The 26,905-nt window shown below is 56.1% G+C and carries 25 protein-coding genes; 21 read left to right on the forward strand and 4 right to left on the reverse strand.

All coding sequences use genetic code 11. The features are described 5' to 3' along the window. Positions 1-5: 5 nt before the first annotated feature. Entirely contained in the window at positions 6-2,651 is a 2,646-nt protein-coding gene (locus tag OHL22_RS11315) for an ABC transporter permease (RefSeq protein WP_263337089.1), read from the forward strand. A 31-nt stretch (positions 2,652-2,682) separates the two neighbouring features. On the opposite strand, the gene OHL22_RS11320 is transcribed toward OHL22_RS11315, so the two are convergent. After that, positions 2,683-5,160 carry an ABC transporter permease gene (locus OHL22_RS11320; protein ID WP_263337091.1) on the reverse strand — a complete coding sequence of 826 codons (2,478 nt, stop codon included), beginning with the start codon at positions 5,158-5,160 and terminating at the stop codon, positions 2,683-2,685. Positions 5,161-5,666: 506 nt separating this feature from the next. Here OHL22_RS11320 and OHL22_RS11325 point away from each other — a divergent pair. The 14 genes from OHL22_RS11325 to OHL22_RS11385 all read left to right on the forward strand — a co-directional run bounded on the left by OHL22_RS11325 (position 5,667) and on the right by OHL22_RS11385 (position 20,354). After that, a complete protein-coding gene (locus tag OHL22_RS11325; protein ID WP_263337093.1) occupies positions 5,667-6,953 on the forward strand; it encodes a pilus assembly protein TadG-related protein in 1,287 nt (428 codons plus the stop codon). Between the two features lie 25 nt (positions 6,954-6,978). Then, positions 6,979-7,461 carry a TadE/TadG family type IV pilus assembly protein gene (locus OHL22_RS11330; protein ID WP_263337096.1) on the forward strand — a complete coding sequence of 161 codons (483 nt, stop codon included), beginning with the start codon at positions 6,979-6,981 and terminating at the stop codon, positions 7,459-7,461. Beyond that, positions 7,461-7,979, forward strand: coding sequence for a TadE/TadG family type IV pilus assembly protein (locus tag OHL22_RS25025; RefSeq protein WP_377819173.1), 519 nt, complete (start codon positions 7,461-7,463; stop codon positions 7,977-7,979). Before OHL22_RS11330 ends, OHL22_RS25025 begins: the two co-directional genes overlap by 1 nt. 230 nt (positions 7,980-8,209) lie before the next feature. After that, positions 8,210-9,865: a ribonuclease J gene (locus OHL22_RS11335; RefSeq protein ID WP_263338884.1), complete on the forward strand. Its 1,656-nt coding sequence runs from the start codon at positions 8,210-8,212 to the stop codon at positions 9,863-9,865. Between the two features lie 36 nt (positions 9,866-9,901). Then, entirely contained in the window at positions 9,902-10,414 is a 513-nt protein-coding gene (locus OHL22_RS11340) for a hypothetical protein (RefSeq protein ID WP_263337099.1), read from the forward strand. 62 nt (positions 10,415-10,476) lie between these two features. Further along, a complete protein-coding gene (locus tag OHL22_RS11345; RefSeq protein ID WP_263337101.1) occupies positions 10,477-11,460 on the forward strand; it encodes a threonine ammonia-lyase in 984 nt (327 codons plus the stop codon). 71 nt (positions 11,461-11,531) lie between these two features. Further along, a complete protein-coding gene (locus OHL22_RS11350; RefSeq protein ID WP_263337104.1) occupies positions 11,532-11,756 on the forward strand; it encodes a hypothetical protein in 225 nt (74 codons plus the stop codon). After that, positions 11,728-12,165, forward strand: coding sequence for a TA system VapC family ribonuclease toxin (locus OHL22_RS11355; protein WP_263337107.1), 438 nt, complete (start codon positions 11,728-11,730; stop codon positions 12,163-12,165). The genes OHL22_RS11350 and OHL22_RS11355 overlap by 29 nt, the downstream gene beginning before the upstream one ends. Before the next feature lie 129 nt (positions 12,166-12,294). Further along, complete coding sequence (locus tag OHL22_RS11360; protein ID WP_263337110.1) at positions 12,295-13,305, forward strand: tetratricopeptide repeat protein; 1,011 nt, start codon at positions 12,295-12,297, stop codon at positions 13,303-13,305. A 194-nt stretch (positions 13,306-13,499) separates the two neighbouring features. Beyond that, positions 13,500-14,429 carry an undecaprenyl-diphosphate phosphatase gene (locus tag OHL22_RS11365; RefSeq protein WP_263337112.1) on the forward strand — a complete coding sequence of 310 codons (930 nt, stop codon included), beginning with the start codon at positions 13,500-13,502 and terminating at the stop codon, positions 14,427-14,429. 200 nt (positions 14,430-14,629) lie between these two features. Next, positions 14,630-17,386 (forward strand): DNA translocase FtsK, encoded by a 2,757-nt coding sequence (locus tag OHL22_RS11370; RefSeq protein ID WP_263337115.1) that lies wholly within the window; start codon positions 14,630-14,632, stop codon positions 17,384-17,386. A gap of 61 nt (positions 17,387-17,447) precedes the next feature. Then, positions 17,448-18,749 carry a YncE family protein gene (locus OHL22_RS11375; RefSeq protein ID WP_263337118.1) on the forward strand — a complete coding sequence of 434 codons (1,302 nt, stop codon included), beginning with the start codon at positions 17,448-17,450 and terminating at the stop codon, positions 18,747-18,749. A 45-nt stretch (positions 18,750-18,794) separates the two neighbouring features. Further along, entirely contained in the window at positions 18,795-19,601 is an 807-nt protein-coding gene (locus tag OHL22_RS11380) for a response regulator (RefSeq protein WP_263337121.1), read from the forward strand. A 72-nt stretch (positions 19,602-19,673) separates the two neighbouring features. Continuing rightward, complete coding sequence (locus OHL22_RS11385) at positions 19,674-20,354, forward strand: response regulator transcription factor (protein WP_263337123.1); 681 nt, start codon at positions 19,674-19,676, stop codon at positions 20,352-20,354. A 28-nt stretch (positions 20,355-20,382) separates the two neighbouring features. Here the strand turns inward: OHL22_RS11385 and OHL22_RS11390 are convergent, their stop codons facing one another. Continuing rightward, positions 20,383-20,766, reverse strand: coding sequence for a DUF3037 domain-containing protein (locus tag OHL22_RS11390; RefSeq protein WP_263337125.1), 384 nt, complete (start codon positions 20,764-20,766; stop codon positions 20,383-20,385). After that, positions 20,744-21,526 carry a HipA family kinase gene (locus tag OHL22_RS11395; RefSeq protein WP_263337127.1) on the reverse strand — a complete coding sequence of 261 codons (783 nt, stop codon included), beginning with the start codon at positions 21,524-21,526 and terminating at the stop codon, positions 20,744-20,746. The genes OHL22_RS11390 and OHL22_RS11395 overlap by 23 nt, the downstream gene beginning before the upstream one ends. 74 nt (positions 21,527-21,600) lie before the next feature. Here OHL22_RS11395 and OHL22_RS11400 point away from each other — a divergent pair, with 74 nt between their 5' ends. After that, positions 21,601-22,479: an NAD(P)-dependent oxidoreductase gene (locus OHL22_RS11400; RefSeq protein ID WP_263337129.1), complete on the forward strand. Its 879-nt coding sequence runs from the start codon at positions 21,601-21,603 to the stop codon at positions 22,477-22,479. Between the two features lie 51 nt (positions 22,480-22,530). Beyond that, a complete protein-coding gene (locus tag OHL22_RS11405) occupies positions 22,531-23,304 on the forward strand; it encodes an SDR family NAD(P)-dependent oxidoreductase (protein WP_263337132.1) in 774 nt (257 codons plus the stop codon). Positions 23,305-23,321: 17 nt separating this feature from the next. Here OHL22_RS11405 and OHL22_RS11410 read toward each other — a convergent pair whose 3' ends face one another. After that, positions 23,322-23,537: a hypothetical protein gene (locus OHL22_RS11410; protein WP_263337134.1), complete on the reverse strand. Its 216-nt coding sequence runs from the start codon at positions 23,535-23,537 to the stop codon at positions 23,322-23,324. Positions 23,538-23,689: 152 nt separating this feature from the next. On the opposite strand from OHL22_RS11410, the gene OHL22_RS11415 reads away from it, so the two are divergent. The 4 genes from OHL22_RS11415 (at position 23,690) to OHL22_RS11425 (ending at position 26,867) form a co-directional block, all read left to right on the forward strand. Next, a complete protein-coding gene (locus tag OHL22_RS11415) occupies positions 23,690-24,709 on the forward strand; it encodes a zinc-dependent alcohol dehydrogenase family protein (RefSeq protein WP_263337136.1) in 1,020 nt (339 codons plus the stop codon). A gap of 165 nt (positions 24,710-24,874) precedes the next feature. Next, positions 24,875-24,955: an SEC-C metal-binding domain-containing protein gene (locus OHL22_RS25030; protein WP_377819470.1), complete on the forward strand. Its 81-nt coding sequence runs from the start codon at positions 24,875-24,877 to the stop codon at positions 24,953-24,955. Between the two features lie 69 nt (positions 24,956-25,024). Continuing rightward, positions 25,025-26,023, forward strand: coding sequence for an ABC transporter ATP-binding protein (locus tag OHL22_RS11420; RefSeq protein ID WP_263337139.1), 999 nt, complete (start codon positions 25,025-25,027; stop codon positions 26,021-26,023). Then, positions 26,016-26,867, forward strand: a complete 852-nt coding sequence (locus OHL22_RS11425; RefSeq protein ID WP_263337141.1) for an ABC transporter permease — start codon at positions 26,016-26,018, stop codon at positions 26,865-26,867. Before OHL22_RS11420 ends, OHL22_RS11425 begins: the two co-directional genes overlap by 8 nt. Positions 26,868-26,905 lie beyond the last annotated feature (38 nt).

Genomic DNA, 26,905 nt, shown 5'->3' on the forward strand with positions numbered 1-26,905 from the left:
AGACGATGAAAACACTCAGGCAAATGAGCACGAAGCTGCTGCATCTTCTTCGCCGTGAGCAATACCGTAACGAACTGGAAGAAGAGATGGCGTTTCATCGAGCGCAGACGGAGCACGATCTGCGCTCTGAAGGCGTGGCGTCGACCGATGCGCGGCGCATTGCGAAACGCCAGTTTGGCAACACCGAAGGATTGAAGGAGCGAAGCACAGAGATGGTCAGCTTTCGATTTGAGTCTGTTGCACAGGATCTTCGGTTCGCTTTGCGGCAGTTGCGCAAGAACCGTGGATTTGCGCTGACTGCGATTCTGATTCTCGCGCTTGGCATTGGAGCGAGCGTAGCGATCTTTGGATTTGTCGATGCGGCTTTAATCCGTCCGCTGCCCTATGCCAATCCGACACGGCTGGCGATGTTGTATGAAGGCATTAATCTCGGTCCGCGGTTTCATCTCTCCTATCTGGATTATGTGGATTGGAAAAAGATGAATCACTCCTTCGAAGATATGGAGATCTACGCCCAGGGCATCGGCATGTTGAGAACACCGCAAGGGCTACAGCCAGCCGATGGAGCAGAGGTAAGCGCGGGATTTCTAAAGATGCTTGGGGTAACGCCGGTCCTTGGGCGAGGCTTCTATGCGGGAGAAGATGAGGCTTCTGCTCCACCCACCGTGCTGTTGAGTTATGGCATCTGGCAGCGGAAGTTTGGGGGCCGCGCGGATGTGCTGGGACAGACGCTGCAATTTGACGACAAGGCGATGACGATTATCGGCGTGCTGCCGAAGGAGTTTCATTTTGCTTTAGCTGAGCCTGCCGACTACTGGACTACGATGCATCCCGATGGCGTTTGTCAGAAACAACGTGGTTGCCATAATTACTTTGGCGTGGCGCGGCTGAAAGATGGCGTTTCGTTTGCCTCTGCCGCTGCCGATATTCACGGAGTTTCAGAGCGGCTGGAAGGTGTGTATCCGGACACGAATCGTGAACGAGTTGCTACGCTGTTTCCGTTGACGGAGGAATTTCTCGGTAATATTCGTCCGATTCTGCTGGTATTGCTTGGAGGGGCTGGCTTGCTCTTGCTGATTGCGAGCATGAATGTCGCCAGCCTGTTGCTCGTTCGAACGGAGAGCCGCAGACGTGAGATTGCCGTGCGAGGCGCTCTTGGCGCTTCGGCTTCGCGATTGATGAGGCAGTTTGTTATTGAAGGACTGCTGCTTGCCGGATTGGGTGGCAGTTTGGGCATTGCGCTCGGTACAGAAGCAATGCGGCTTCTGCATCAGTTTGTACCAAGAGATATGCTGGCGACGATGCCGTATCTACAGGGGACAGGCATGAATTTGCATGTCGCCATTTTCTCGACTGTAATTTGCGTCGCGGCTGGCCTGATGTTTGCGTGGATGCCCTATCTCCGCATCACACGCGGCGATCTACGCGAAGACTTATCAGAGGGAGCGCGCGGATCGGCGGGGACCTTGTGGAAGCGCTTCGGAGCAAATCTTGTCGTCATCGAGATCGCCACTGCGATGGTTCTGCTGGTGGGTGCAGGACTGCTCGGCAAGAGTCTGTATCGATTGCTGCACGCAGACACGGGTATGGAGCCGGATCATCTGGCGTTACTGCGCGTTGCTGCTGTGGGCAATACGTATCAGAAAGAGGCGGAACAGATTGTGCTGGAGCGGAAGTTGTTCGAAGAAATTTCGCATCTGCCCGGAGTGAACTCTGCGGGGATCACGAATCAACTTCCTCTTGGTGATGGAGATGGGGCCACTAGTTTTCATCGACTTGATCGGCCATATCTCAAGCTGAACCAGGAAGTAACACGGAGAAGCATCACTTCCAGCTACTTCGCTACGCTCAAAGCGCGAATCACGCGAGGACGCGCGTTCCGCGCGGATGAAGACGCATCGAAACCCTTGACAGCGATCATCAACTCCACACTGGCGCGACAGTACTTCGCAGGAGAAGATCCGGTTGGCAAACGCATCGCGTGGGACGGTGACTCGCCTGTTCATCCGATCGAGATTGTTGGGGTGGTGGACGATGTGCAGGAGGGGCAACTGGACGCGGCACCCCGCGCAGTACTTTATCAGCCTTTCGAACAGAATCCTGATAATGGCCTGGCGCTGGTGGTCAGGACATCGCAATCCGAAGAGAGCGTGCTGCGTGAGATGACGGAAGGCGTCCACCACGTCGATCCGGGACTTGCGATCTTTCCACCATCGACGATGATGCAGCGGATTCACGACTCGCCTACAACGTATCTGCACCGCTCGTCGGCGTGGATTGTGGCAGGCTTTGCGGGGATTGCGTTGATATTGAGTGTAGTGGGGCTATATGGCGTAATTGCGTATTCCGTCAGTCAGCGAACGCGAGAGATTGGCGTGCGCATGGCGCTGGGTGCGCTGCGCGGATCGGTGTACAGCATGATCCTGCGCGAAGCGGGACTACTGACAGCGTTTGGTATCACACTCGGAGTTGGCGCTTCGCTTGGCGCGGCTACCCTGATGCGCAAGCTGCTGTTTGGCGTTGCGGCGTGGGATGCAGAGACACTTGCTGGTGTTGCAGTCGTGCTTGCCTGCTTTGCCATGCTTGCCAGTTTCCTGCCGGCCAGGCGGGCCGCTGGCGTCGATCCGGTAGAAGCGCTGAGGAGTGAGTGATCTCAGCGCGATTGGACCGGATACAGAGCATCTACTCCGAGCGCAGAGCCTTTAGAGGATCGACCGTTGCAGCGCGGCGTGCAGGAATTATGCTCGCAGCCATAGCGACCATTGTTACGATCACGGCGGCTGAAAGATAACTGATGCTATCGAGCGGCGTGACTCCATAGAGCGCCGATTTTAGAGCCTTGCCAACAAACAAGGCCAATGGCAGGCCAGCGGCCACGCCAATGGCTGTGAGAACAAGACTGTCACGGAGCACCATCCACAACACCTGGCCACGCTGTGCGCCAACTGCCAGGCGGACGCCTATCTCGACAGTGCGATTGTTCACGCGATAGGAGAGCGTGCCGTAGAGACCAGTTGCGATAAGTACGACTGCGAGCAGGCCAAAGAAGCCAGCAAGACGGGCGAACAAAAGCTGGTGGGCGATAGTAGTGTCATACTGCGCCCGCTGCGTGATGGGTTCAATCAGAGGAAGATTGGGATCAAGCTGACGGACTGCTTTGCCTGCGGATGGCAAGATGGCGAGTGGATCGCCATGTACGCGTAGTTCCACTTGCATCTCGCCGAGCACCGGGATCTGCGCATACATCGCCCAGGCCATCGGAATTGGTGTTTCATCGATGCTGCGGTACTTGTGATTCTTGACCACGCCGACGATGGTCATGGGGAAATCGAAGCCGTCAGGACTAACGATGTGGCCGAGCGGATTCTGCCCCGGCAGGAAGCGTCTAGCGAACTCTTCGTTGATGATGGCGACATGTGGTGAGGTCGCTGTATCGGAAGAGCTGAAGTCACGACCGAAGAGGACCGGGATGCCAAGTGTTGTGAAAAAATCGGGACCAGAAACGTTCGAGCGAACCGTGCTTGAGCCTCCGTTGGGCACGTCTGGTAATTTGCCGTCGACCTTCATAGCGCTGTTATCGGACCATCCGGAACCGAGACGCTCTTCCATGATGGTTACATTTTGAACGCCGGGCAACGCACGCATTTTATCGAGAAGCTGAAGATAGAACACTCGTGACTGTTCCAGTGTCTGCGTGTTGGGCTTGATGCCGAAGACTACGAGTCCATCAACCTTCAGGCCGAGAGGAATGTTCTGGAGATTTTGAAGGGTGCGCACAAGCAAGCCGCCGCCCACGAGAAGAACAACGCAGAAGGTCATCTGCACCGCCACAACGATCCTACCCATGCGTGATTTGCCGGCGTCAGTATTGGCCGTGGATGAGGACGTTTTCAGAGCCTGCGCCGGGCCTGCGGAAAGCGCGACTCGCAATGGAGCAAGACCGAAAAATAACGCAGCGAGAACCAGGACGCTAAGAGTGAATGCAAGCACAGTAGCGTCGGGAGCCAGGCTCGACTCAATGTGCGACCAGGCGGCTAGCGCCCGAGTAGCGGAGGACGCAAAGAGCCACGCCAGGAGGCCGCCCGTGGAAACCAATAAGAAGCTTTCAGTGAGTAACTGGCGGAAGAGGTCGCCACGTTTCGCACCCAGGGCCAGGCGCAGTGAGAACTCTCGAACTCTGGTGGAGTTGCGGGCCATCAGTAGCATCGCCACATTGCTGAGTGCGATCAGCAGAACCAGCCCTACCATAGCCATGAGCATGCGAAGCGGCTCGCCGTACATGCTCTCGTAGCCGGGAAAACTTTTGGCTTCAGAGAGATTGAGCGTGGGCCTGTGCTCACCCGGTTGCGGATTGCCGGCACCAAAGTAGGCTGCAGTTTGAAAGACAGATTGCAGTTGCGCAGTTGCCTGGGTTCGAGAAACGCCGGGAGCCAAACGGCCGATCAGCCGCAGGCACCACCAGGTGGGATCGTTGATGTAGGTGTGTCCGTTTTCCGGTGGATTGCCGTAGGCGTTCAATTCCTGACGGCTCTGTAGGGGAATCCAGAAATCGGCGGAACGGCCGCTTTCGACACCTTCGAAACCTTCGCTTGCGATGCCGACTATTGTGAGCGGAACACCATTGACGTAGAAAGTCTTGCCGAGGACTTCGGGATCGCGCGCGAACCGGCGAGTCCAGTAGTTGTAGCTCAAGACAGCGAGCGGTGCGTGGCTGTCTTCATCCTGCTGAGTAAAGCCACGCCCGCGAGTCAAGCTTATGCCTAGTCCGGAAAAGAAGGTTCCGCTGACCATTTCGCCTTCGGCTTCCTCAGGCTGCGCTCCGTAGCGAACGGCTACCTTGCCCGACGACAACGGGACGTAGGCCATGACGGGCGAGATCGCCCCGCTTGTGCGGCGCAAGGCGTCATAGACAGGGTAGGAGACGGTTTCCTCCGTATCAATGGTGCCAGTGTTGCGGGGAGGGTTGGAGGGCCGCAGGTAGACAACGCGCGAGGGGTCGGCAACCGGGAGCGAACGCAGCAGTACGGCATTCATCACGCTGAAAACGGCTGTATTGGCGCCTATGCCCAGGGCAAGCGTCAGTATGCAGACGAGTGCGAAGCCCGGCGTTTTCCTGATTTGGCGCAATGCGTAACACAAATCGTAAAACAATACAGACATTTGTACCTCCGGCAGACCTGGCTGTAATTGCTGCAAGCCTGCGGCCAGTTGCGGGGCTCGTATGAATACGGTAAATATATGAATCAAAAACACTTAAATAGAAGATGCTGTAGAAAGGCTGATCGGAATTGGACGATTGCGTTCGAATACGGACACGATATGTTCGTGATTGAAACCAAACTTCGACATTGTTTTTACAGGTTGCATCACTTAAGTAATGCGGCTCATAGTACTAAAATCGTAGATTCTAAAAATCAATTGGCCATTGCATAAATGCGCTTTGGTGCGATACTGCGTCAGAGAATCACGTATTTCAAACCGCGAAGCGTCGGTCGCACCAGATAGATTCTGTATCTGCGGGCACCGAGCTGGCTCACTTTCATGGGAGTTTATGAGAAAAGGAAAAGTTTCTATACACCCAGACGAAGTGATACGGGACTTAGCTCCTGAAGGAGTCTGACGGGATCAGACGTACCGAGAAGTAAGAGAGAAGTAAGAGGTGGGAAATGAGAATTGCTCAAAATGGCAGGGAATCTGGGCAAACATTAATAATGCTGGCGTTGTCGATGTCGGTTGTGTTCGGTTTTGCCGCGATGGCCATTGATATGGGGTCGATGTTCCGAGCCAAGCGCAATATGCAGATAGCGGCGGATGCCGCGGCGACCGCTGCAGCGCTCGACAATCTCTACAATGGTTCGATCACGTCGGCGAAAGCTGCCGGGCAGGCCGCAGCAACTGCGAATGGCGTGACTAATGGCAGCAGTGGGGCAACCGTAACAATCAACAATCCGCCTTCGGCTGGTCCAAATGCAGGTTCAAGTGGCTACTTCGAAGCCATCGTGCAGACATCCAACCCCACCTTTTTTATGAGCTACTTGGGAACAAAAAGCATGGCAGTAGCGGCACGCGCAGTAGCAGGAACCCCGGCGGTGAATGATTCCTGCATCTATATTGCAAATCCTACGGCATCGGATGTTTTCCATGTACAGGGCAGCACCACCATCAGTGCTCCGAACTGTGGAATATATATCAATTCCAGTTCGACCAGTGCGGTGAAGATTACTGGAAACGCGTCGACGATAACGGCAGGATATTTCGACGATTATGGTGGGAATTCGGGCCACCAGACATCACCAACTCCGATTAGTACCAACAGTGCAGCTCAGAGCGATCCCTTCGGGAATGTTACGGGACCGAGTCTCTCAGCCTGTTCGGGAAGCAATATTTCTACGGCGACTTCTGTAACAACATCAAACGCCTCAACTGCGATTCCCACCGCAGCAAACGGTGTTGCTTGCTTCAGCAATGCGGTGACGCTCAATAACGGCGTTACTCTTCCGGGAGCAGCAAATGGTGTGGTTTACGTCTTTGAGAACGGTCTAACCATCGCGACCGGAGCAACTGTCACGATTGGCACAGGAACGGCGATTGGCAGCGCGACCACTGGAGCCACCATTGATTTATACGGTGGTACATTGAATCAAAACTCAAATTCTGTGCTCAATTCCTGGGCGCCAACGGCTGGAACATACAACGGGATTTCGATCCTGCAGCCACTTTCCAACACGACTACACCGCTTCAGGTTCAGTTCGGCAGTAATAACGAAACCCTGGATGGGGTTATTTACGCCCCTGGAGTGGAAGTTTATCTGCAGGACAATGGCGGCGGAGTTGAAGCAACTGGTGTTTACGCCAACACGATGTATATCAAGTCATCCACCTTGAACGTCCCAAGTTACAGTGCTGCAAACCCGAATACAACTCCGTTGCGCCTGGTCACCTTAGTTGAATAGACGACAGTCAGGGAGGAGACTGATTATGCTTTTTAGGCAAAAGAAGATCAAAGGAATATCAAACGAAAGCGGTCAGGCTCTCGTTGAAACAGCGTTGATTGTGCCATTTCTAATGGTAATTTTGGTGATCGAAGCCGTGATGGTGCAAGCCTTTTATTCGGCCATTGAAGTCGCGAACGCCGCCAAAGCTGGTGTCGCGTACGGATCTCAGAACATTACCACCGCTTCTGATGCCACAGGCATCGGGACCGCGGCGTCTATGGACGCGGGCAATTTATCGTCGACTCTGACCACGACCGCAACCCTCACCGGAATTTGCTCGAGTGGAGCCGCATGCACCGGGTCGAACTCGACCTGCACCAACACCGACTGTTCAACGCCTGGGGATCACATCGAGAATATTCTGACCGTCAAGACTTCTGCGACGGTTACTCCCTTTATTCACATACCTAGCCAACCCGCAACCTACACAGTGCGGGGTTCAGCAGTACAGAAAGTGATTCACTAATGGATCGGTATTCACGTTGCAAGAAATCCCGGCTCGCGAAAAGGTTCCGGCAGAATGAACTGGGTGCGACCCTGGTTGAACTGGCTCTATCGTCCGCGATCTTTCTCGGAATGCTGACGGGGGTTTTTGAAATGTGCTGGGCCTTTAACACCTATCATTATGTGGATGAGATAGCGAGGGAAGGGACGCGATACGCAATAGTGCGCGGCTCCACGTCCTGCACGAATACGCCGAGTCTGACCAACTGTAATGCGACAGTGGCGGAGATTCGAAGCTACCTACAGGGGATTCCGTATCCTGGCGTTGACGGCCCGGACAGGATGACTGTAACGGTCAACTACTTTACGCCCAGCAGCGCTACACCTACTACATGGACCGCATGCGCATCTGGTACCTGCAATGCCCCCGGGAATCTTGTGAAAGTGCAGGTTACTTATTCGTTCCCACTTAACATCGCGTGGGTTACCAAGCGAAACTTGAACATGACGAGCTCTTCATCACTGGTGATTGCGCAATAGCCGAAGAATCTGTGAGAGTTGCACTCGCCAATTCTGTGCCTCGATCTCTATTCCTAAAATCTCCTGCCCGTGAAGTCCGCCGAGGTCTCGTACGTTTCGATGTTAGCATCAGATTTATAGTGTTACGGTTTGGTTGATCCCCTGGACTCTCGGGGATGCGGGTGTGGCCGATGGCTTTGCCGGTTCGCATTGAGAGTCGCATACCTCCTCCATTGGAACTCGGCATCACCATGCAGACAAAAACTCTCAAGATTATCCCTCTAGGCGGTTTGGGCGAGTTTGGCATGAACTGTCTCGCTATCCGCTGGGAAGACGACATTCTCGTTATCGATGCCGGGCTGATGTTTCCAGAGACAGAGCTGCTCGGCGTCGATGTGGTTGTGCCTGATATTTCCTATCTGGTTGAGAACAAGGCCCATGTGCGCGGCATTCTGCTGACGCATGGCCATGAAGACCATATTGGCGGCCTGCCGTGGGTATTGCAGGAACTGAAAGTGCCGGTGTATGGCACGGAGTTCACGCTCGCGTATGTCGAGGGCAAGCTGGAAGAGCACAAGATGCTGGATGAGATCGATCTGATCGAGATTCAGCCGAAGAAGAAGTTTACGATTGGGCCGTTTACGATCGAGCCGATTCGTGTCACGCACTCTCTGGTGGACTGCGTTGCGTTGGCGATCGATACACCAGTAGGCGTGATCATTCATACTGGCGACTTCAAGATCGATCTGTCTCCGCCGGATGGAAAGCCGTTTGATCTGCATACCTTTGCCGAGTATGGCAAGCGTGGTGTGCTGGCGTTGCTGCAGGACTCAACGAACGTAGAGCGACATGGTTATACGCCGAGCGAATGGGCCGTGAAGCCACGGCTCGACGAGCTGTTTTCGCGGACGCAGAAAAAGCTATTCTTCAGCTGCTTCTCCTCTTCGATCTACCGCATTCGCATTGCGCTGGAACTGGCGCGCACGCATGGACGCAAGGTAGCTGTCATTGGCCGGTCTATGAATGAGAGCACGGAGATTGCGCAGGATCTCGGATATCTCGATATTCCGCCGGGGCTGATCATCAATCCGGGGCAGCTTCGTGATTTTCCGCCGGAGAAGCTGATGCTGCTGATCAGCGGCACGCAGGGCGAGCCGATGAGTGCGCTGAGCCGAGCCGCGGTGGATACGCATAAGCATGCAAAGATTGAGCCGGGTGACACGGTGATTCTCAGCTCTCGCATTATTCCGGGGAATGAGAAGAGTATCTTTCGCGTGATCGATCACCTGTACCGGCGAGATGCGAACGTGATCTGCGATGACGGGTCATCTGGGCTTATTCACGTAAGCGGACATGGCAGCCGCGAAGAGATGCGGCTGCTGATCAACCTCGTGAGGCCTGAGTATTTCATTCCGGTGCATGGCGATTATCGCTATTTGCGGCAGCACGCGCAGGTTGCGGAAGAGACCGGTGCAATCGGCGGCGCTATCGTGATTGAGGATGGCGATGTGCTGGAAGTGAATCAGCAGCAGGCGCGCAAGAATGGAAAGGTGACAGCAGGGCGAGTGTTGATTGATTCCGGATCGACGATTGATGTGGTGGAAGACCTTGTGATCAAAGACCGGCGCACTCTTTCCGAGGATGGCATTGTGCTGGCGGTGCTGGCGCTGAACAAGAAATCGGGACTTGTCGAACGTCTGCCGGAGGTAGTCATGCGTGGGTTTGGCGGTTCTGACATCACGGAACCGGCGCGCGAGGTGGTAATGCGATGCCTGGACTCTCTTAGCCCTGAGGAGAAAGCCGACTACGGCGTGGTGAAGGAAAAAGTGCGCGTCGAGTTGAAGCGGTTCATCCAAAAATCGACTGGGCGTCGACCGATGATCATGCCTGTGGTGATGGAAATTTGAGAAGGCTGCGCGCCGTGCCATCGATAAAATCTTGGCATGCTTCGATGCTCTATTCTCTCCATCGCCGCTGCGTTCATGCTGTGTGCTTCCCAAGTTCATGCTGCCGATTGCAAGCCCGCACACACGGTTCAGGAATTCTTGCAGATATGGAATGACGCGGTCATTGGTCCTGGGAATCGCAGTCATGCGTGCACTCTCAGTCTGCTAACGTTCGACGCGCGAATCACTGGTATTGTGCCGGATAAAGATGCTCATGCAAGGCGCGTGATCGAAAATCCGCGACAGTTTGTCGCCTGGTACCAGCAGCATCCCAAAGAGATGTTCTGGGAACGCACGCTGCATTCGACTGTGGATGTGTATGAAGGGGTTGCGCGGGTTACTCGCACTTACGAAGTACGGGATTCGGCGGAAGGCCCGGTGAAAGCGACGGGAATCGAAGATTTTGAGCTCATCTTTCAAGTCGGCGAGTGGAAGGCCTTTTCCATGCTTTGGCAGGACGCCATTCCTTCGAAGCCATTGCCTGAGGGATACCTTCCTTCACAGCATTGATTTACTGGATGCACTCGAAATCGCAGGTGAAACACTTCCGGTCGAGTATGTACCCTAGAGAGATGACAACTGCCACTGAAACGCTGGTAACGCTCGATACAATTCGCGCTGCGGCTGAGCGCATTGCAGGGATCGCTGTAAAGACACCTCTGGTTCGTGCGCCTTTTCCTGGCGTGGGCGGCGAGGTGTGGCTCAAAGCCGAGAGCCTGCAGCCTATCGGCAGCTTTAAGCTGCGCGGGGCGGCGAACAAGATTCTGCAGCTTACTGCGGATGAGGTTGCTCGCGGAGTGATCACGTATTCAAGCGGCAACCATGCGCAGGGTGTCGCGTACGCGGCGCGTGCGGTGGGTGCGAAGGCAGTGATCGTCATGCCATCAAACGCTCCGGCGATCAAGCGAGCTGCGACGCTGGCGCTGGGCGCGGAAGTTGTTGAAGTGGGCGTGGCGTCAAGCGAGCGGCTGGCAAAGTCCGATGAGCTGGTGGCGAAGCATGGCTACGTAACGGTTGCTCCATATGACGATGAGGCCATCATTGCCGGGCAGGCCACCTGCGGGCTGGAGATTGTCGAGGCAATTCCAGATGTCGATCTGGTGCTGAGCCCGGTGAGCGGTGGAGGGTTGCTGAGCGGGACCGCGGCGGCGGTGCGGCAGTTGCGTCCGGAGGCAGTGGTTGTGGGAGTGGAGCCAGAGCTGGCGGGGGATGCCGCGGAGAGTTTCCGGACTGGCGAGCTGGTGACATGGCCGGCGGAACTGACGAGCCGGACGATGGCGGATGGTTTGCGAACGCAGAGCCTCGGCGTCCGGAACTTTGCGCATATTCGTGCGTTTGTTGACCGAATTGTGACGGTGACCGAAGCGGAGATCCGCGCGGCGATGCGGGCGATTGTGGCTACGGCACGGCTGGTTCCTGAGCCGAGCGGCGCCGTAACGACGGCGGCGCTGATGTTTCATGCGCACGAGCTGCCGCCGTACCGGAAGGCTGTCGCGATCGTCAGCGGGGGCAATGTGGCGCCGGAGATGCTGGCTGATGTGCTGACGGGAGCTTGAACATCTCGTAATGAAAGATGCAGCAAGGCATAATTCCATAAATATGGTAAACTGACGCTATGAGAACCACCGTGGACATTCCGGACGCCGTATATCGCGAGCTGAAGGTATATGCGGCGATGGAGGGAACGACGATCCGGGAAATTATTCTGGAGGGCGTCGCCGAAAAACTGCGAAGCCGCAAACCAAAGGCTCAGCGGGACAGCCGGCCACGATTTCCTGTGATTGGCTCAAAGAATCCGGGCTCATTGCAATTAGGCGAAGAAGGTGTCTACGAATACATCCCTTTTCCCTGATGTGAATGTCTGGGTGGCATTGGCACATAAGATTCATCCGCACAACAGAACTGCGACAGCATGGGAAGAATCGCTCTCGATAGACGATGTTCTGTGCTTCTGCCGATTCACGCAACTTGGACTATTGCGGTTGCTAACGAATCCTGCCGCGATGCGCGAAGATGTCCTTACGCAAGCACAAGCATGGAGTGCTTTCGACGCGTTTACTGAAGTCTCTGGTGCAAAGCTGCTGGATGAGCCAATGGGCCTCGACCGGCCATTTCGGCAACTAACAGATCGCCAAGAAGTCTCGACCAAGCAATGGGCCGACGCTTATCTCGCGGCATTTGCTAAAACCGCACACCTGACACTGGTCACTTTCGACCGGGCGTTGGCGGCAACTGTCGAGGGAGCTATTCTGCTTGCGTAACCTAAGCCTACCAGTCCGGCAGCACTATTCCCCGAATGAGAGTCAGCTCAAGCGAACAGTTTGCACTCAGTCTGGCAGCCGGTAATCACAGAATCTGGATTTCTCCGTCTTTCCGTTATGATTCTGTCTGTGAAACGCGTCTCCTTTCTTGCTTCATCCGCGCTTGCTCTTCTTTACATCTCTCCTATCTTGGCGGCTGGACCGGACAAACCACAGGTGAAGCCGATGGCTGGGCCACGGGCTACTGCGTTGCGGGAGACGCCGCTCTATGTAGCGCCGGATACTGGCTCGCAGCGGGTCGACCGGGTGCAGGAGGGGCGTGAGCTGGTTGTTGCTGAAACCAGCGGGCCGTGGATTCGTGTGTTTGCAAACACCGATATCGAAGAGGTGAGCGAAAAGGACTCTCCGGTATTCGGACAGGAGACTACACCGCCGCCGATTTCAGGATGGATCGAGGCCAAGGGTATTGTGCGCGACACCGCACCGAATGGCGACGCGATCTTGATGGGCGAGGCTGCCACGATGGAGAGGCTTGCCGAGGATGCGCGCGGTCCGCGCAACGCCGGGCAGACGGCACGGCTGTTGTACCGGCGGCTTGTCGAGTTTTTCCCGCAATCGCCACTCGCTGGCGAGGCCTCATGGCGCGCGGCGGATATTCGCTGGCAGTTTCAGAAGGCCGATTCGGCGCGGCTGCCATCCTCGAAGGAGCGCGATCCTTATCTGCGCGAGCTGATGGATGAGGACGAACTGAGGAAAGTGATCAAGAACTATCCGGGCTCGAAAGACGCGGATTATGCGGCCTATGAGCTGATTGAAAACAAGCTCTGCGGAGATTGGCAGGGTCAGGCGAAGTGTCCAGAGAAAGAAGCGGAAGCCTACGAGAAATTCGCGAATGAACATCCAAACGGTCCACGGACAGCACAAGCGCTGTATCAAGTGGTTTACCGCATGGCCGTTCTGGGTGATATGTACAGCGCGGACGGTAACGACAAGAAAGCGGCAGCGGCTCGAAATCATGCCCGCGAGATTGCGGGAAAGATGAAGGATAAGTTTTCGGACTCGGATTACACCGATAGGGCCGCGACGCTGGTGTATAAATTCGAGCAAGGCGTCGCTGTCTATGGCGAAGATCAGAATTGATTTCTTCGCCCCTGTATAGCGCAAGGCCAATATAGGTTTGCAGGCGGAAAGTTGATATTTGGTGCCGAGTGCGGTGCTGTTCTGCCGCAAGTACATATTGCCTATATTCGAAAGATGCAAGCAACGATTCCTGTCCTGAATGGCACAAATGATTTGAAGTTCCATACACTTCCATTGCTGATACTGGAGGAAGATTGAACGACTATCTCTTGTCGGTACTTCTGGGCGTGGTTGAAGGATTGACCGAGTTTCTGCCTGTTAGCTCTACGGCTCACCTGCGGATATCAGAGGCTTTGCTGCACATTCCTATTGGAGTGCAGGCATGTTCCGTGGCCGGTGATCCAGCGGCGTGCATGCAGAACGTCGCGTACTGGAAGATGTACACGATCGTGATTCAGTTGGGTGCGATTCTGGCGCTCTGCCTGCTATTCATGGGGCGCATCATCGAATTCATCCGCACTTTTCCCAAGGGCGAGTCTGGTAACCGGACTATCTGGAACCATCCGATCTCGCTCACGCTGATTGCCTTTGCCTTCACCTCGGGCCCGGCGCTGCTGTTGAAGAAACTGATCAGCAAGAATCTTGAAAATCTGCAAACAATAGCATGGGCTTTGCTGATTGGCGGCATTGTGATGTGGGTGGTAGACGCTTACACCGTGCGATATGAAGCGGGCATCGCCGATGTGGAAGAGATGAGTCTTTGGCAAGGAATCTGGGTTGGACTCTGCCAGACCACTTCGGCGGTCTTTCCAGGTACATCGCGATCTATGTCAACAATCGCAGCCGGACAGATCGTGGGACTGACCCGCTCAGCTGCGCTGGAGTTCAGCTTTTTGTTGTCGATTCCGACGATGATTGCCGCCACGGGCTGGGATATGTGGAAGGAAGTGCTGCACCCGAGCCATGCCGAGGCGGGCGAGCTGTTTACGCCTCTGGTGATGACCAAGGAGCGATGGATCGTATTGTTGATCGGGATGCTGGTCAGCTTTGTGGTGGCGCTTGGGGTGGTTGAGTGGTTTCTGCAATGGGTGCGGCGGCATGGGCTGGTGCTCTTCGCGCTGTACCGCATCGCGTTGGCGATTTTATTGCTGACTATCGGCAAATCGCTTCTGGGGTCCTCCTGAGAGCATTCCCAAGCGGTGAGTGCCGTTGAGGTTGCTGACACCGGTATTGGACAGCGAGGTTCCTCTGGCTGGATTCGCTGTGAATCATCGCAGAGGGAGCCTGACGAGCGGCGATAATAGTAAGTGCTCTGGGGTGTTCTCGCTGTACGCGGCTCGCCGATGAATTCGGTGTGAGTTTGCCGCACGGTTGCGTCCCTCGCATGAAACCTATCCGAATTGCTCACACGCCGACGCGCATTCGCCCGCTGAATATGCTGCTGGGTTTTGTGCTGATGCTTGCAGCGGCAGTGCTGCTGCTGGCTCTGGCCACCTATCACTCCACGGACCCATCGTTCAATACTTCGACAGCGGTGAGCGGCCCACACGCTGCACGCAACCTGATCGGGCCGACGGGCGCTTATCTGAGCGATCTGCTGCTGCAGACCTTTGGCATCTCGGCCTTCGCGTTCCCTCTCTGGATAGGTGGACTTGGTCTGACCTGGATGCGTTCGCGGGATAACGGCGTGGTGTGGTTGCGCTGGACCGGGGTGGTGCTGACCATGGCTTTTCTGCCCGCAATTGCCGGGCTGCTGCCGTGGCACTGGCGATGGATGCATGCCATGCCGATCGAAGGCATCACCGGACGGCTGGTCACCGATGAGTTGATTGCCTATCTCAACATCACCGGCGCGTGGATCATTGCCGGAGTTATGGCTGCACTTGGACTCTATCTCGGCTCAAACTTCAGTTTCCGCAATGCGTGGGAGTGGAGCCAGGAACGCTCGATACAACTGACGGCGTGGCATGACCGATATCGCAACTGGCAGGCGGACCGTGCGGATGCACGCGCCGAACAGGACGCGATTCGCGCCGCGGAGCGCGGGCCTGTAGAGGAAAATGAGAGCGATTGGGAGCAAGACAGAGAGAAGCGTGGACTGTTTGCACGGCTGGGTGGAATCTTTCGCCGCAAGCGCGATGAGGATCTGATCGATGATGTGCCGGCATTCCGGCGCATGGCGCAGCGACAGGCCGAAGATGACGGAGACTCGATTCCGGGCCATGTTGGGCCGGGGCACACCAGTTATCGGCGCAGCATCTGGGAATCGCCTGAACAGCCGCGCACGGCATCTGCTGCCAGGTCTTCGACTGCAACGGAACACGAAGCGGAAGACGCGATCTCTGTTGCCCCCGCAGCGGAAGTGGTGCCAATCGCCACCAGGCCAACGAACGCAGCGGCTCACTCCGCGGAAATCTATACCATGCCGGCGCGGGCTCGACGCAAGGCGGCTTCGGAGGAAGCGTTCGAAGAAGCAGGGAGGACGACGGATGGCGCGTATGCTCCGGTCACTCCTCCAGAGCCGATTGCAGTACCTGCAGCTTCCGCAAGCGCTGCTCAGCCCCGCTCGCGATCAATCAGTCCGCAGCAACCTGCGCCAGAGACGCTGCCGATTCACGAGCGCGCCGAAACGGAAGTGCGATCGGCAACGGTTGCTCCCAAGAAGGTAAGCGGTTACAAGCTGCCGCCGAGCACACTGCTTACACGCGGCGAGGAGCCATTGGCGATTCGTGAAGATATGCTGCGCGAAGAAGCGCGCAAGCTGGTGGAGAAATGCGCAGAGTTCAAGGTCAATGGGCAAGTAGTGCAGATCAACCCCGGACCAATGGTGACGACTTACGAGTTCAAGCCGGACGCGAGTGTAAAGTATAGCCGGGTGGCTGGGCTGGGCGACGATCTCTGCCTGGCGATGCGCGCTGAGAGCATTCTGATCGAACGCATGGCGGGGACTAGCCATATCGGTATCCAGGTGCCGAACCATGACCGGGAGACGATACATCTGCGCGATGTGATCGAGTCGGAGACTTTTGCCAAGGCCAAGTCACGGCTGACTCTTTCGATGGGCAAGGACATCAACGGCCGGATCGTGACCGCTGATCTTGCGTCGATGCCGCATGTGCTGATTGCCGGCTCGACCGGATCGGGCAAATCGGTGGCGATCAACGCGATGATCATGTCGCTGCTGTATCGCACGACACCAGAGCAGGTGCGGCTAATCATGGTCGATCCGAAGCGGGTTGAGCTTGGCATGTACGAGGGCATTCCGCATCTCTTTACGCCGATCATTACCGAGGCAAAGCTGGCAGCGAACGCATTACGGAATGCTGTACGCGAAATGGAGCGGCGGCTGAAACTGCTTGCCAGCCGCAGCGTGCGCAACATTGACCAGTACAACGCGAAGCTGGAAGAGCCTGGCATGGCAAGCCTCTTCTCGGATCAAGGGGATGAAGAGAAGCCGCTGCCGTATATCGTGATCATCATCGACGAGCTGGCTGACCTGATGATGCTGGACCGCGCCAATGTGGAAGAGTCGATTACGCGCCTGGCGCAGATGGCGCGTGCGGTCGGTATTCACCTGGTGCTGGCAACACAGCGGCCATCAGTGGATGTGATTACCGGTCTGATCAAGGCGAACGTTCCTACACGCATCAGCTTCCGACTGGCATCCAAGGTGGATTCACGTACGATCATTGACGACAATGGCGCGGAATCTCTGCTTGGCCGCGGCGACATGCTCTTCCGTCCACCGGGAACATCGCGGCTGATGCGCCTGCATGCTCCGTTTGTCAGCGAGAAAGAAACTGCTGCGGTGGTGGATTTCTGGAAAGCGCAAGGCGAGGCTGAGTATGCTGAGGGCTTCCTTGATGCTCCGCGAGATGAGCGTGCGCAGATGGAGGGTGGCTCAGGAGGGGAAGAAGACAACGATGAGCTATTCGATGATGCCGTGCGGCTGGTCTTCGAATTCGGCAAGGCCTCCACTTCCCTACTCCAGCGACGGCTGCGCATCGGCTATGGTCGCGCTGCGCATCTGATTGATCTGATGGAGCGCGATGGCCTGGTGGGTCCGGCGGATGGTTCGCGGCCTCGAGAACTGCTGAAACATCCAGGCTGGCTGCATGAGGTTCCAGCAGAGATCGAATAGGAACAATTAAGTTGAACGCGAAGGCGGGTTTCAGCGTCCAATGGGCCAGGAACGAATACTCATGAACCGGTTTCTGGCCATTGTACTTTTGGTTACGTGTAGCTCCGTTATAGGGGCGATAGCGCAGACTCCGCAGGCGACGGACCTGCCGGGGAAACCCTTTTTCATCAAAAAGACGTGGATAATCGGCGGCGAGGGGAACTGGGACTATCTGACGATGGACCCAAAGACCATGCAACTGTTCATTCCGCATGGCCGTATTGTGCAGGTTGTGGATGTCAACACTGGCCAGGTAGTTGGGCAGGTGACCGGCCTGCGCGATGCGCACAGCGTTGCGCTTGACGAGGAAGGTCAGTATGGATTCGTGACGGACGGCGGAGCCGCGTCCGTAATTGTCTTTGACCGGTCCTCCTATCAGGTGATCGCGCGTATCCCTACAGCGAATAATCCGAGGGCAGCGGTATTTGACGCAAGCACTGGCCTGGTTTTCGCCGTGTGCCCTGACACTACGCCTGAGGCAAATCCGCAGAGGCGTGGGCAGTCACCATCTCGTCGTGCTGCTCCTGAGGTCCAATCGACCATTACGGTGATCGACCCGCAATCGCACAAGAGACTGGCCGATGTGCTGGTTCCCAATCAGCTCGGCTTTGCGCAAGCGGATGGACGCGGAACGGTCTACATCAATGACGTCAAACTAAATCACGTGATCTACCTGCACACACAAACTGTCGTATCGCAGATCCAGAACGGGTTGCAGCGGATGGAAACCGGTGCAAAGGCCAACAATGCTGATGGGAAAGATAACGCATCGGACGGAAATGACGGGACAGACAAACACCGCAGCGAAACCAGAGACTATCTGGTGGTCGATTGGACCCCGCAAAGCCAACAGTCGACCGACAACATTCCCAACCAACTGCATTCGTTGAGCATTGGCGGAGGCTGCGTCGCTCCGCACGGACTGGCGATTGATGCAGCAGATAACCGACTGTTTGTTGCCTGCGAGAATATGCGGATGGTGGTGCTGAACACCGAAGATGGTTCGCAGGTAACGACTCTACCGATCGGAGCAGGCAACGATGCGCTCGGTTTCGATGCGGATCGAGGACTTATCTACGCTTCCAATGGCGGTGGAGTGGGCAGCCTGACTATCATCCGACGAGATGTCGTCGATACATACCACGTGATCCAAGAACTGCCGACGCAGGCAAGGGCGCGGACTCTGGCGGTAAACCCCGATAATGGCAATGTCTACCTGGTGACGAACGTCGTGGGCTTCGACCTAAATCACGATGGTGGTATCGGAGGATTGCAAACAGCGGCCGTACCAGGGAGCTTTCGGGTACTTGTCGTGGGAAATTAAGCAGTTTCCTCTTGATTCTTAAGACTTTGGTGGCAAACTGAAAGCATGTCTCCCCCCGGGACATCCAAGCTCCCTCGTGTCTTGCTGATCGACGATGATGTGATCAGCCGCGAAGTCATCTCCATGACACTGGAGATGCATGGGTATCCGGTGGACTCGGCCGAGGATGGCGCACAGGCACTCGAGTTTTTGAGCCGTGCGAACGCGAGCGCTGCCGATGTGGCACCCGATGTCATCCTTATGGACGCACAGATGCCGGGCTTGAGCGGTGTGGGATTGATCGAAGCTCTGCGCAAGAGTTCCAACGCGCGAATCATCGCAATCAGCGGAAGCGCGAATGATCGGGTGCGCGAATCAGCCGACGGGTTTCTGCTGAAACCGGTTGATCCGGCGGCGCTGGAGGAAGTTCTTGGCACACAAGAACAGAGCGGCGCGCAAAATCATGGACTTACGCTGCAGGCCACTGCCGATTTACCGGAAGATGCCGATAACAACACCGAGGCCGCAGGGCGTGTGGCTGAACATGTAATTGACCCGGTAATGCTTAAAAAGCTCAGAGCCATGATGCCAGACTCCGCTGTGCGGGAGATTTACATGGCAACCGCCATGGACCTGGCGAGCAGACTGGTAACGCTGTCGGCTGCCATGAGCCAGGGGCGTGCTTCAGAGGTAGCCCGTGTGGCGCATGCTATCAAAGGTGGATGTGCCATGGTTGGATTATCGGGAGCGCGCGATTCTGCCGCTCGGTTAGAAATTAGTAACCAGCCTGAAAACTGGCAAAATGAATTGACACAATTACATTTCGCGCTTGACAAGTTGCAGGGCTTACTTTCAGATGGGTTACTATGGTAATACATCTCAGAAGATAGCGGGCGAACCCGTATTAAGGGGCGCAGTGAGTAAAACACTGAAGGAAGGGTTGTGATGGACCGTAACGAGAGAACCGATCGCCAGATTCGAATCGTGCTGGCGGATGATCATCCGGTCGTGCGCATCGGGGTGCGCAACATGCTTTCGGAGCACACTGGATTTGATGTTGTGGGTGAAGCGTCGGATGGGGACGAGGCTATTACTCAAACGCTCGAACTTGAGCCCGACATTCTGCTGTTGGACGTTCAGATGCCGAGGTTGCCCGGTCTTGAGGCAATGCGAGCGATCATGAACGGGACGCCGACGGTCAAGATTATTCTGCTAACTTCGACGATCACGACTCAGCAGATCATCGAGGCTTTGCAAATTGGCGCACGTGGCATTGTGCTGAAAGATGCTCTGGCCGATCATCTGCAGACCTCAATCCGTACTGTTATCGCTGGCGATTACTGGATCGGCGGCAAGCGTGTTGTGAACCTGGTGAGCGCGCTGCACTCGCTGATGCAGCAGGCACAGGTGCCGCAGCGCAAAACGTATGGCTTGACTCCGCGCGAACTGGAAGTGGTGGGCTGCATTGTGGAAGGCTGCAGCAACCGCGACATCGCAAAGCAGTTCACCCTGAGCGAAGAAACCGTGAAGCGGCATCTCTCGAATATCTTTGACAAGACTGGCGTTTCCACGCGGCTCGAACTCGCGCTCTTTGCGATTGCGCATCAGCTTGTGACGCCGCAGTAATCGCGGATCGTCGCAAACTACATTTCCTTTAGTAAAGAAACTGTGTGGCCAGGCGGTCGATGAGACCGCCTGTGTCGTCACAGATGCCTGTATGAACGGGTGAAGGCTGGATGAGTGTGCTGCGAGGCGCGACCAGCCAATGAAAGCGTTCGCGCTGCGAGAGTGAGGCCACCGGACCAGCAGTGGGATCGCCCGAGCAGATGCGCGGTATGGCATCGAGATGCTGACGAACCAGATCGATATCTAAATCTGGCCATAGCGCCTTCATCCGCTGCGGGTCAATGTATACGCGGGCATCGAGATAGCGCTTTTCGAGGCAGAAAACTACTACCGCGGCGTTGACGAACTCCTGCCGTTCCACACGTGGGACGACGCGGAGCACAGCATAATCAAAGGTGGCGCGAGCGCGCATCAGCCACCTCCTGTTCGAAGATTGAAGATTCGGCCAGTCTGCGGAGAAAGAAGTCTTTATACGCAGCGCGGTGCTCTTCTGCGGGACCATCAGCGGAAATTGCGCTCAACCACGCATCCGGTACCTCAGCGAGGATGTCGTCAAAAAGATCGGCGGTGAGTTTTGAGCGGGCTGACTCGCCTGCTTTTTCGATCTGCGAAGCCCAGGGCAACAGGACATGATGCCGGATCTCGGCGAATGGCGATGCTGCCTTTTCCTGCATGGTCGGCCAGTTGTGATGGAAGAATAACGCCGCTCCATGGTCAATCAGATAGAGCTTGCGATGCCAGAGCAGCAAGTTGGTGTTGCGTGCGGTGCGGTCGACGTTTTGTGTGAAGGCGTCGAACCAAACGACTAGCGAAGCTTCTTCGGCGGAGGCTGCGTCATTTGCTGCGGGATCAAAAGCCGTTGAGCCGGGAAGATAGTCCAGGCCGAGGTTGAGACCTGCGCTCGTTTTGAGGAGCTGGCGTATCTCGTAGTCGGGCTCATTGCGACTCAAGGCGGCGTCGAGCTCCACGAAGACAATCTCCGGTACCTGGAGACCGAGCGCGCGGCCAATTTCTCCGGCAACGAGTTCGGCAATCAGCGCAAGTGGGCCCTGCCCTGCGCCGCGGAATTTTGTAACGTAGAGACCAAGGTCGTCCGCTTCGACGATGGCAGGCAGAGAGCCGCCTTCCCGCAGAGGCAGGACGTATCGCGTGGCTTGTACCGTTCGCAGCATGGAATATTTAGTTTAGAGCCAAGAGCTCATACGGCTTTAATCACGCCTACTTACAGGAATTACGGAGCATTGCAATGAAGATTGGTTTTCTTGGTCTCGGCAATATGGGTATGCCGATGGCGAAGCGGCTAATGAAAGCTGGCCACTCGCTGACGGTATGGAATCGCACGGCGAAGGCAGCGGAACCGCTGGTCAGCGCTGGTGCCGCGCAGAAAGCATCCGCAGCAGAAGCGGTGCGAGGACAGGAGATCGTCTTCAGCATGCTGTTTGACGATGCCGCGCATGAGCAGGTGCTGCTTGGCGAGGATGGCGCGATTGTGGCGATGGATACAGGTACGCTGCATATTGCATGCAGCACCATCAGTGTTGGGCTGGCGGAACTGCTGACGGAAGAGCATGCGCGACGGCATCTGCAGTATGTGGCAGCGCCTGTCTTTGGACGCCCAAACGTCGCGGTGGATGGACGGTTGTGGATCGTGGTTGCTGGAGCTGACGCTGCGGTTGCGAAAGCACGCCCAGTGCTGGAACCGCTGGGCCGGGGCATTACGGTGATCGGCGAAACACCAGCGCAAGCCAATGCTTTGAAGATCGCTGGAAACTTCGGTATATCGATGATGATTCAGGCGCTGAGTGAGATTACTGTTTTCGGCAAGGCGTACGACATGGATCCGGCACTCCTGTTGGAGACGATCAACAATGCGCTGTTTCAGTCGCCGTTTTATACCGCTTACAGCAAAGTACTGCTGGACCCGCCCACGAAACCCGGAGCTACTGTACGGCTTGGTCTCAAGGATCTGAAGCTATTCCTGGATGCTGCTGACGTCAAAGGCGTACATCTTACGATTGCAGAGCGGATGGAAGGCCGATTCAACGAGATTATTGCCGCAGGGAATGGCGAGGCGGACTGGGCGTCGGGGATGCTGCGGGGCGCGGAAACGGCTTCACGGAAATAAATCATCATGATGTAAGGCTGACAAGGCGAGTCGATTCGTTAGGATACGGTCATGAGCCTGAAGGGAAAAACCGTCTTCATTACCGGCGCCAGTTCCGGTATAGGTGAATTTACTGCATACGCTTTTGCTGCAGAGGGCGCACGGCTGCTGCTGGCTGCGCGGCGCAAGGACAAGCTGGAATCTGTCGCAAAGACAGCGCTTGAAAAAGGTGCGTCTGCAGTACACGCATTCGATCTGGATATACGTAATCAGGCGGCTGTGGTTACGGCAATCGAGGGATTGCCCGCGGAATGGCAGGCAATCGACGTGCTGGTGAACAACGCCGGGTTGAGCCGCGGTCTGGATAAGCTCTACGAGGGCAATATCCGGGACTGGGAAGAGATGATCGACACCAATGTGAAGGGGCTGCTCTACGTCACGCGCACGGTTGTGCCGGGGATGGTTGCGCGGGGTGAAGGGCACATCATCAATCTCGGCTCCACTGCGGGCGAGTTGACCTATCCCAACGGTGCTGTGTATTGCGCGACGAAGGCTGCAGAAAAATCGATCAATGACGGTTTGCGCCAAGATCTGCTGGGATCACCGCTACGTGTCACGAGCATCGATCCGGGCATGGTGGAAACGGAATTCAGCAAGGTGCGTTTCCATGGCGACGAGGAGCGTGCGTCAAAGATCTACAAGGGTGTAACACCCTTGACTCCTGCAGATGTGGCGGACGCCATCGTGTGGGCTGCGAGCCGCCCGGCACACGTGAATATTGCGCACGTGCTCATGACCTCGATCACGCAGGCGAATTCGCTGCTGTTTCATCGAGTGCAGGCATAAACGACTTGAAGCTCGGATTACTCCAGAGCCTCAAGCTGTGATTCGATGTGCGCCAGAGCGGCCTCAAGCGCTGCCCGGCGATTCGGATTCGACGTCCTCTGCGAAAGAATATTTTCTTTTTGCAGTTCTAATGCCTGACGTTGGCGGGCGCGGCTTGCCTGCTGCGCCTGTTGCTGACGAAGATTCGTCTCACCGGAAGTAAATGCGGGTGCGCTCTGCGCGCTTGCTGCCATCTGCTCCTCCACCGATTTGCTTTCCCAACCTCGAGCCATGACTCTATTGTACCGGTATCGAGGAAGATGGCGTAAATCGCGGCGTTTCGCGTCTGAGATGCTACCCATGTTGCACTATTCATGGCAGGCGACGTATAACGCGCTGAGAGGTGATGATCCCTGTGCAACAGTGGCAGATTTCTTCCTTTGGTATTGATTCGTTAACGCTTGTTGAACGCGACTCCCCTGCTCCGGGGTCTGGAAGGGTCAAGATCCGCGTGCATGCGGTGTCTTTGAACTATCGCGACCTGATGGTGGTGCAAGGACTCTACAATCCAAAGCTTGCGTTGCCGCGTGTTCCCTGCTCGGATGGCGCAGGCGAAGTGATCGCTGTTGGCGATGGGGTCACGCAGTGGAAAGCTGGAGATCGCATTGCCGGCATCTTTATGCAGAACTGGCTGGATGGTGATCCTAACCCCACTAAGACGAAGGGCGCGTTGGGCGGGGACATCGACGGCATGCTGGCCACTGAGGTCGTGTTGCCAGAGCACGGATTGGTACGCGTGCCCGACCACTTGAGCTGGGCTGAGGCGGCGACGCTTCCCTGTGCTGGTGTCACTGCATGGAATGCGCTCTTCAACGCCTGCGATATCCGGCCCGGCAATACCGTGCTTATTCAAGGAACTGGTGGGGTTTCGATTTTCGCGTTGCAGTTTGCCAAACTGGCTGGAGCGCATGTGCTGGGGATCTCGTCGAGCGATGCAAAGCTGGCGCGCGAAAAGGATCTGGGAGTGGATGCGGGATTGAACTACCGCACGAACCTAGACTGGGAGAAATGGGCGATGGAACAAACCGGCGGTGCAGGCGTCGATCTGGTAGTCGAGGTTGGCGGATCTGGCACGCTGCCGCGATCGCTACGTGCAGTGCGTGCGGGTGGCACTATCGCCCAGATTGGCGTATTGACAGGAGTTGCTGAAACGGTCGATGTTCGACCGATCCTGACGCGGCATCTACGCATTCACGGTGTTTACGTGGGTTCGCGAGCTGATTTTGTTGCGATGAACAAGGCGATTGGCGAGTCGAAGCTCAAGCCGGTGATCGGAGACACCTTTCCCTTTGCGGATGCACCTGCTGCGCTGCGGCGCATGGAGAGCGCGCAGCACTTTGGCAAGATCGTCATTGAAGTTCCTTAAAGCAGGACGGGGCGCAATCGCAGGTTGATAGACTAATGACATTCTGGAAACGAAGGAGAATGGTCATGAACATTGAAGACTTCGAAGAACTCTCCTGCTTTCGAACGAAGCAGTAAACGGCGCAAAGGCTTCCCATCGGAAACCCGGGTAAAACGTGGGCACCGGGTGGTCCGCAACGAGAAAGAGCTTCTGGAAAAACTTGGACGGCGCGATTTGTGTCCTTGCGGTTCTGGGCGCAGCTTTTAAGAAATGCTGTATGCGAACCGGAAAGTTTGATGGCTCAAATCGTTCCTATTTCTTTCCGCGAATAACAAAATGCGTGGGATTTCGCCAGATGCGGCAGAAATCCCACTGCCGATTCCTATGAATTCATACATCGTCGAAATCAAAGCGCTCAAGAAGGTCTACGAAGGCAAGCAGCGCGTGGTTGCTTTGGATGGCATCGATCTCGAAGTGCGCCAGGGTGAGATCTTTGGCCTACTGGGGCCGAATGGCGCGGGCAAGACAACCACGATCGGCATTTGCACAACGCGAACACTACCCACCAGTGGCACTGTCACGATCAACGGAATCGATGTCGTGGCACATCCGGCGCGAGCGCGGCAATTTATTGGTGTGGTGCCGCAGTTCAACACGCTGGACCGCTCGCTGACAATCTACGAAAACCTCTATTTTCATTGCCGATATTTTGGCATGCCGCACAGCGAGGCAAAGAGCCGCAGCAACGCGCTGCTGGCACAGTTTCTGCTGAGCGAGCGCGGTAAGGCGTATCCAGCGCAGCTCTCGGGCGGCATGGCGCAGAGAGTGCAAATTGCGCGCGCTATTGCCCACCGGCCGCTGGTTCTGTTTCTCGATGAGCCAAGCGCTGGGCTCGATCCGCAAAGCCGCATCGCCATGTGGGAGGCGGTCGAGGGATTACGGAAGGAAGGCATTACGGTGGTGCTGACCACGCATTACATGGAAGAAGCCGATGCGCTCAGCGACCGTGTTGGCATTGTCGACCGTGGCCGGATGCTGGCGCTCGGTACGCCCCAGGTTTTGAAGGATACACACGGCGCCCGAACCGTCATTGATCTGAAGCTGCGGAACATAGATGGCGCTGATTCCATCGCTGAAAAGATGAAGGTTCTGGCCGGAGTCGACGGTGCAGAGCGGATACCGGAAGGCGTGCGTGTCTTTGCCGGAAACGTGGATGGGCTGCTTCCTGAACTTATTCAGGTTTGTTCGCCTTTGGGTTTGCGCGACATCTCGATTGCCGAGCCTAGCCTTGAGACCGTGTTCATTCACCTGACCGGGAGGGATTTGCGTGAGTAGCGCTGCGAGCGAGATGACAGCCACCGGTGCACCTAACCGCTCTGGGGGCATGGTTTTCCTTAAGGCTTTTGCCGGGCTTTTTTTGCGCGATCTGCGCGTGCTGACGAGGGAGCTTGGGCCGTTTCTGCTGCGTGTTGGGATGCAGCCGCTGCTGTTTCTTTTCGTCTTCACGTTTGTGATGCCACACATGTCGAGCGGAAACCCAATGGCAGGTGGGGCGGGAACGTCGTTTGGCACGATTCTGCTACCGGGTCTGATGGCGGTTGCAATCATGTTCAGCGGCATTGCGGCTGTGGCGTTGCCGCTCTCAACCGAGTTCGGCATCACTCGCGAGATCGACGACCGTGTGATGTGCCCAGTGCCGGTGGCTGCAGTGGCAATCGAAAAGATTTGCTTTTCGGCAATGCAAAGCATCATCGGAGCGCTGATGGTGATTCCGATGGCGATCTGGATTCCGGCCAAACCGGTGTATCCAGAGATTCAGAACTGGCTGCTTTTCGCGCTGGTGCTGGTCATGTCGAGCCTGCTGGCGGGAGCGCTGGGGCTGACTATCGGAGCATCGGTCAATCCGAAGCAGATTGGCCTTGTGTTCTCGATCATCGTGGTGCCGATCACTTTTTTGGGTTGCGTGTACTATCCATGGGCTGGATTGAAGCAGATGGTCTGGCTCCAGTATGGCGTGCTATTTAATCCCATTGTTTACATGAGCGAAGGCCTTCGCGCAGCGGTAACACCGTCCGTGGAACATATGCCGGTCTGGGCGATTTTGCTGGCATTAACGTTCTTTTTGGGAATTCTGGGCAGTCTCGGAGTCCGGGCATTCCTGCGTCGCGTGATTTCCTGAGCCGTCGCGATGCGTCTCACCCATACACTGGTATGGGA

The organism is Acidicapsa dinghuensis (assembly GCF_025685685.1).
GTDB classification, from domain to species: Bacteria; Acidobacteriota; Terriglobia; order Terriglobales; family Acidobacteriaceae; genus Acidicapsa; species Acidicapsa dinghuensis.

Coding starts and splice junctions, on each gene's coding strand:
- OHL22_RS11315 (WP_263337089.1), top strand. CDS start 6: ATGAAAACACTCAGGCAAATGAGCACGAAGCTGCTGCATCTTCTTCGC.
- OHL22_RS11320 (WP_263337091.1), bottom strand. CDS start 5,160: ATGTCTGTATTGTTTTACGATTTGTGTTACGCATTGCGCCAAATCAGG.
- OHL22_RS11325 (WP_263337093.1), top strand. CDS start 5,667: ATGAGAATTGCTCAAAATGGCAGGGAATCTGGGCAAACATTAATAATG.
- OHL22_RS11330 (WP_263337096.1), top strand. CDS start 6,979: ATGCTTTTTAGGCAAAAGAAGATCAAAGGAATATCAAACGAAAGCGGT.
- OHL22_RS25025 (WP_377819173.1), top strand. CDS start 7,461: ATGGATCGGTATTCACGTTGCAAGAAATCCCGGCTCGCGAAAAGGTTC.
- OHL22_RS11335 (WP_263338884.1), top strand. CDS start 8,210: ATGCAGACAAAAACTCTCAAGATTATCCCTCTAGGCGGTTTGGGCGAG.
- OHL22_RS11340 (WP_263337099.1), top strand. CDS start 9,902: ATGCTTCGATGCTCTATTCTCTCCATCGCCGCTGCGTTCATGCTGTGT.
- OHL22_RS11345 (WP_263337101.1), top strand. CDS start 10,477: ATGACAACTGCCACTGAAACGCTGGTAACGCTCGATACAATTCGCGCT.
- OHL22_RS11370 (WP_263337115.1), top strand. CDS start 14,630: ATGAAACCTATCCGAATTGCTCACACGCCGACGCGCATTCGCCCGCTG.
- OHL22_RS11375 (WP_263337118.1), top strand. CDS start 17,448: ATGAACCGGTTTCTGGCCATTGTACTTTTGGTTACGTGTAGCTCCGTT.
- OHL22_RS11380 (WP_263337121.1), top strand. CDS start 18,795: ATGTCTCCCCCCGGGACATCCAAGCTCCCTCGTGTCTTGCTGATCGAC.
- OHL22_RS11385 (WP_263337123.1), top strand. CDS start 19,674: ATGGACCGTAACGAGAGAACCGATCGCCAGATTCGAATCGTGCTGGCG.
- OHL22_RS11390 (WP_263337125.1), bottom strand. CDS start 20,766: ATGCGCGCTCGCGCCACCTTTGATTATGCTGTGCTCCGCGTCGTCCCA.
- OHL22_RS11395 (WP_263337127.1), bottom strand. CDS start 21,526: ATGCTGCGAACGGTACAAGCCACGCGATACGTCCTGCCTCTGCGGGAA.
- OHL22_RS11400 (WP_263337129.1), top strand. CDS start 21,601: ATGAAGATTGGTTTTCTTGGTCTCGGCAATATGGGTATGCCGATGGCG.
- OHL22_RS11405 (WP_263337132.1), top strand. CDS start 22,531: ATGAGCCTGAAGGGAAAAACCGTCTTCATTACCGGCGCCAGTTCCGGT.
- OHL22_RS11410 (WP_263337134.1), bottom strand. CDS start 23,537: ATGGCAGCAAGCGCGCAGAGCGCACCCGCATTTACTTCCGGTGAGACG.
- OHL22_RS11415 (WP_263337136.1), top strand. CDS start 23,690: ATGATCCCTGTGCAACAGTGGCAGATTTCTTCCTTTGGTATTGATTCG.
- OHL22_RS11420 (WP_263337139.1), top strand. CDS start 25,025: ATGCGTGGGATTTCGCCAGATGCGGCAGAAATCCCACTGCCGATTCCT.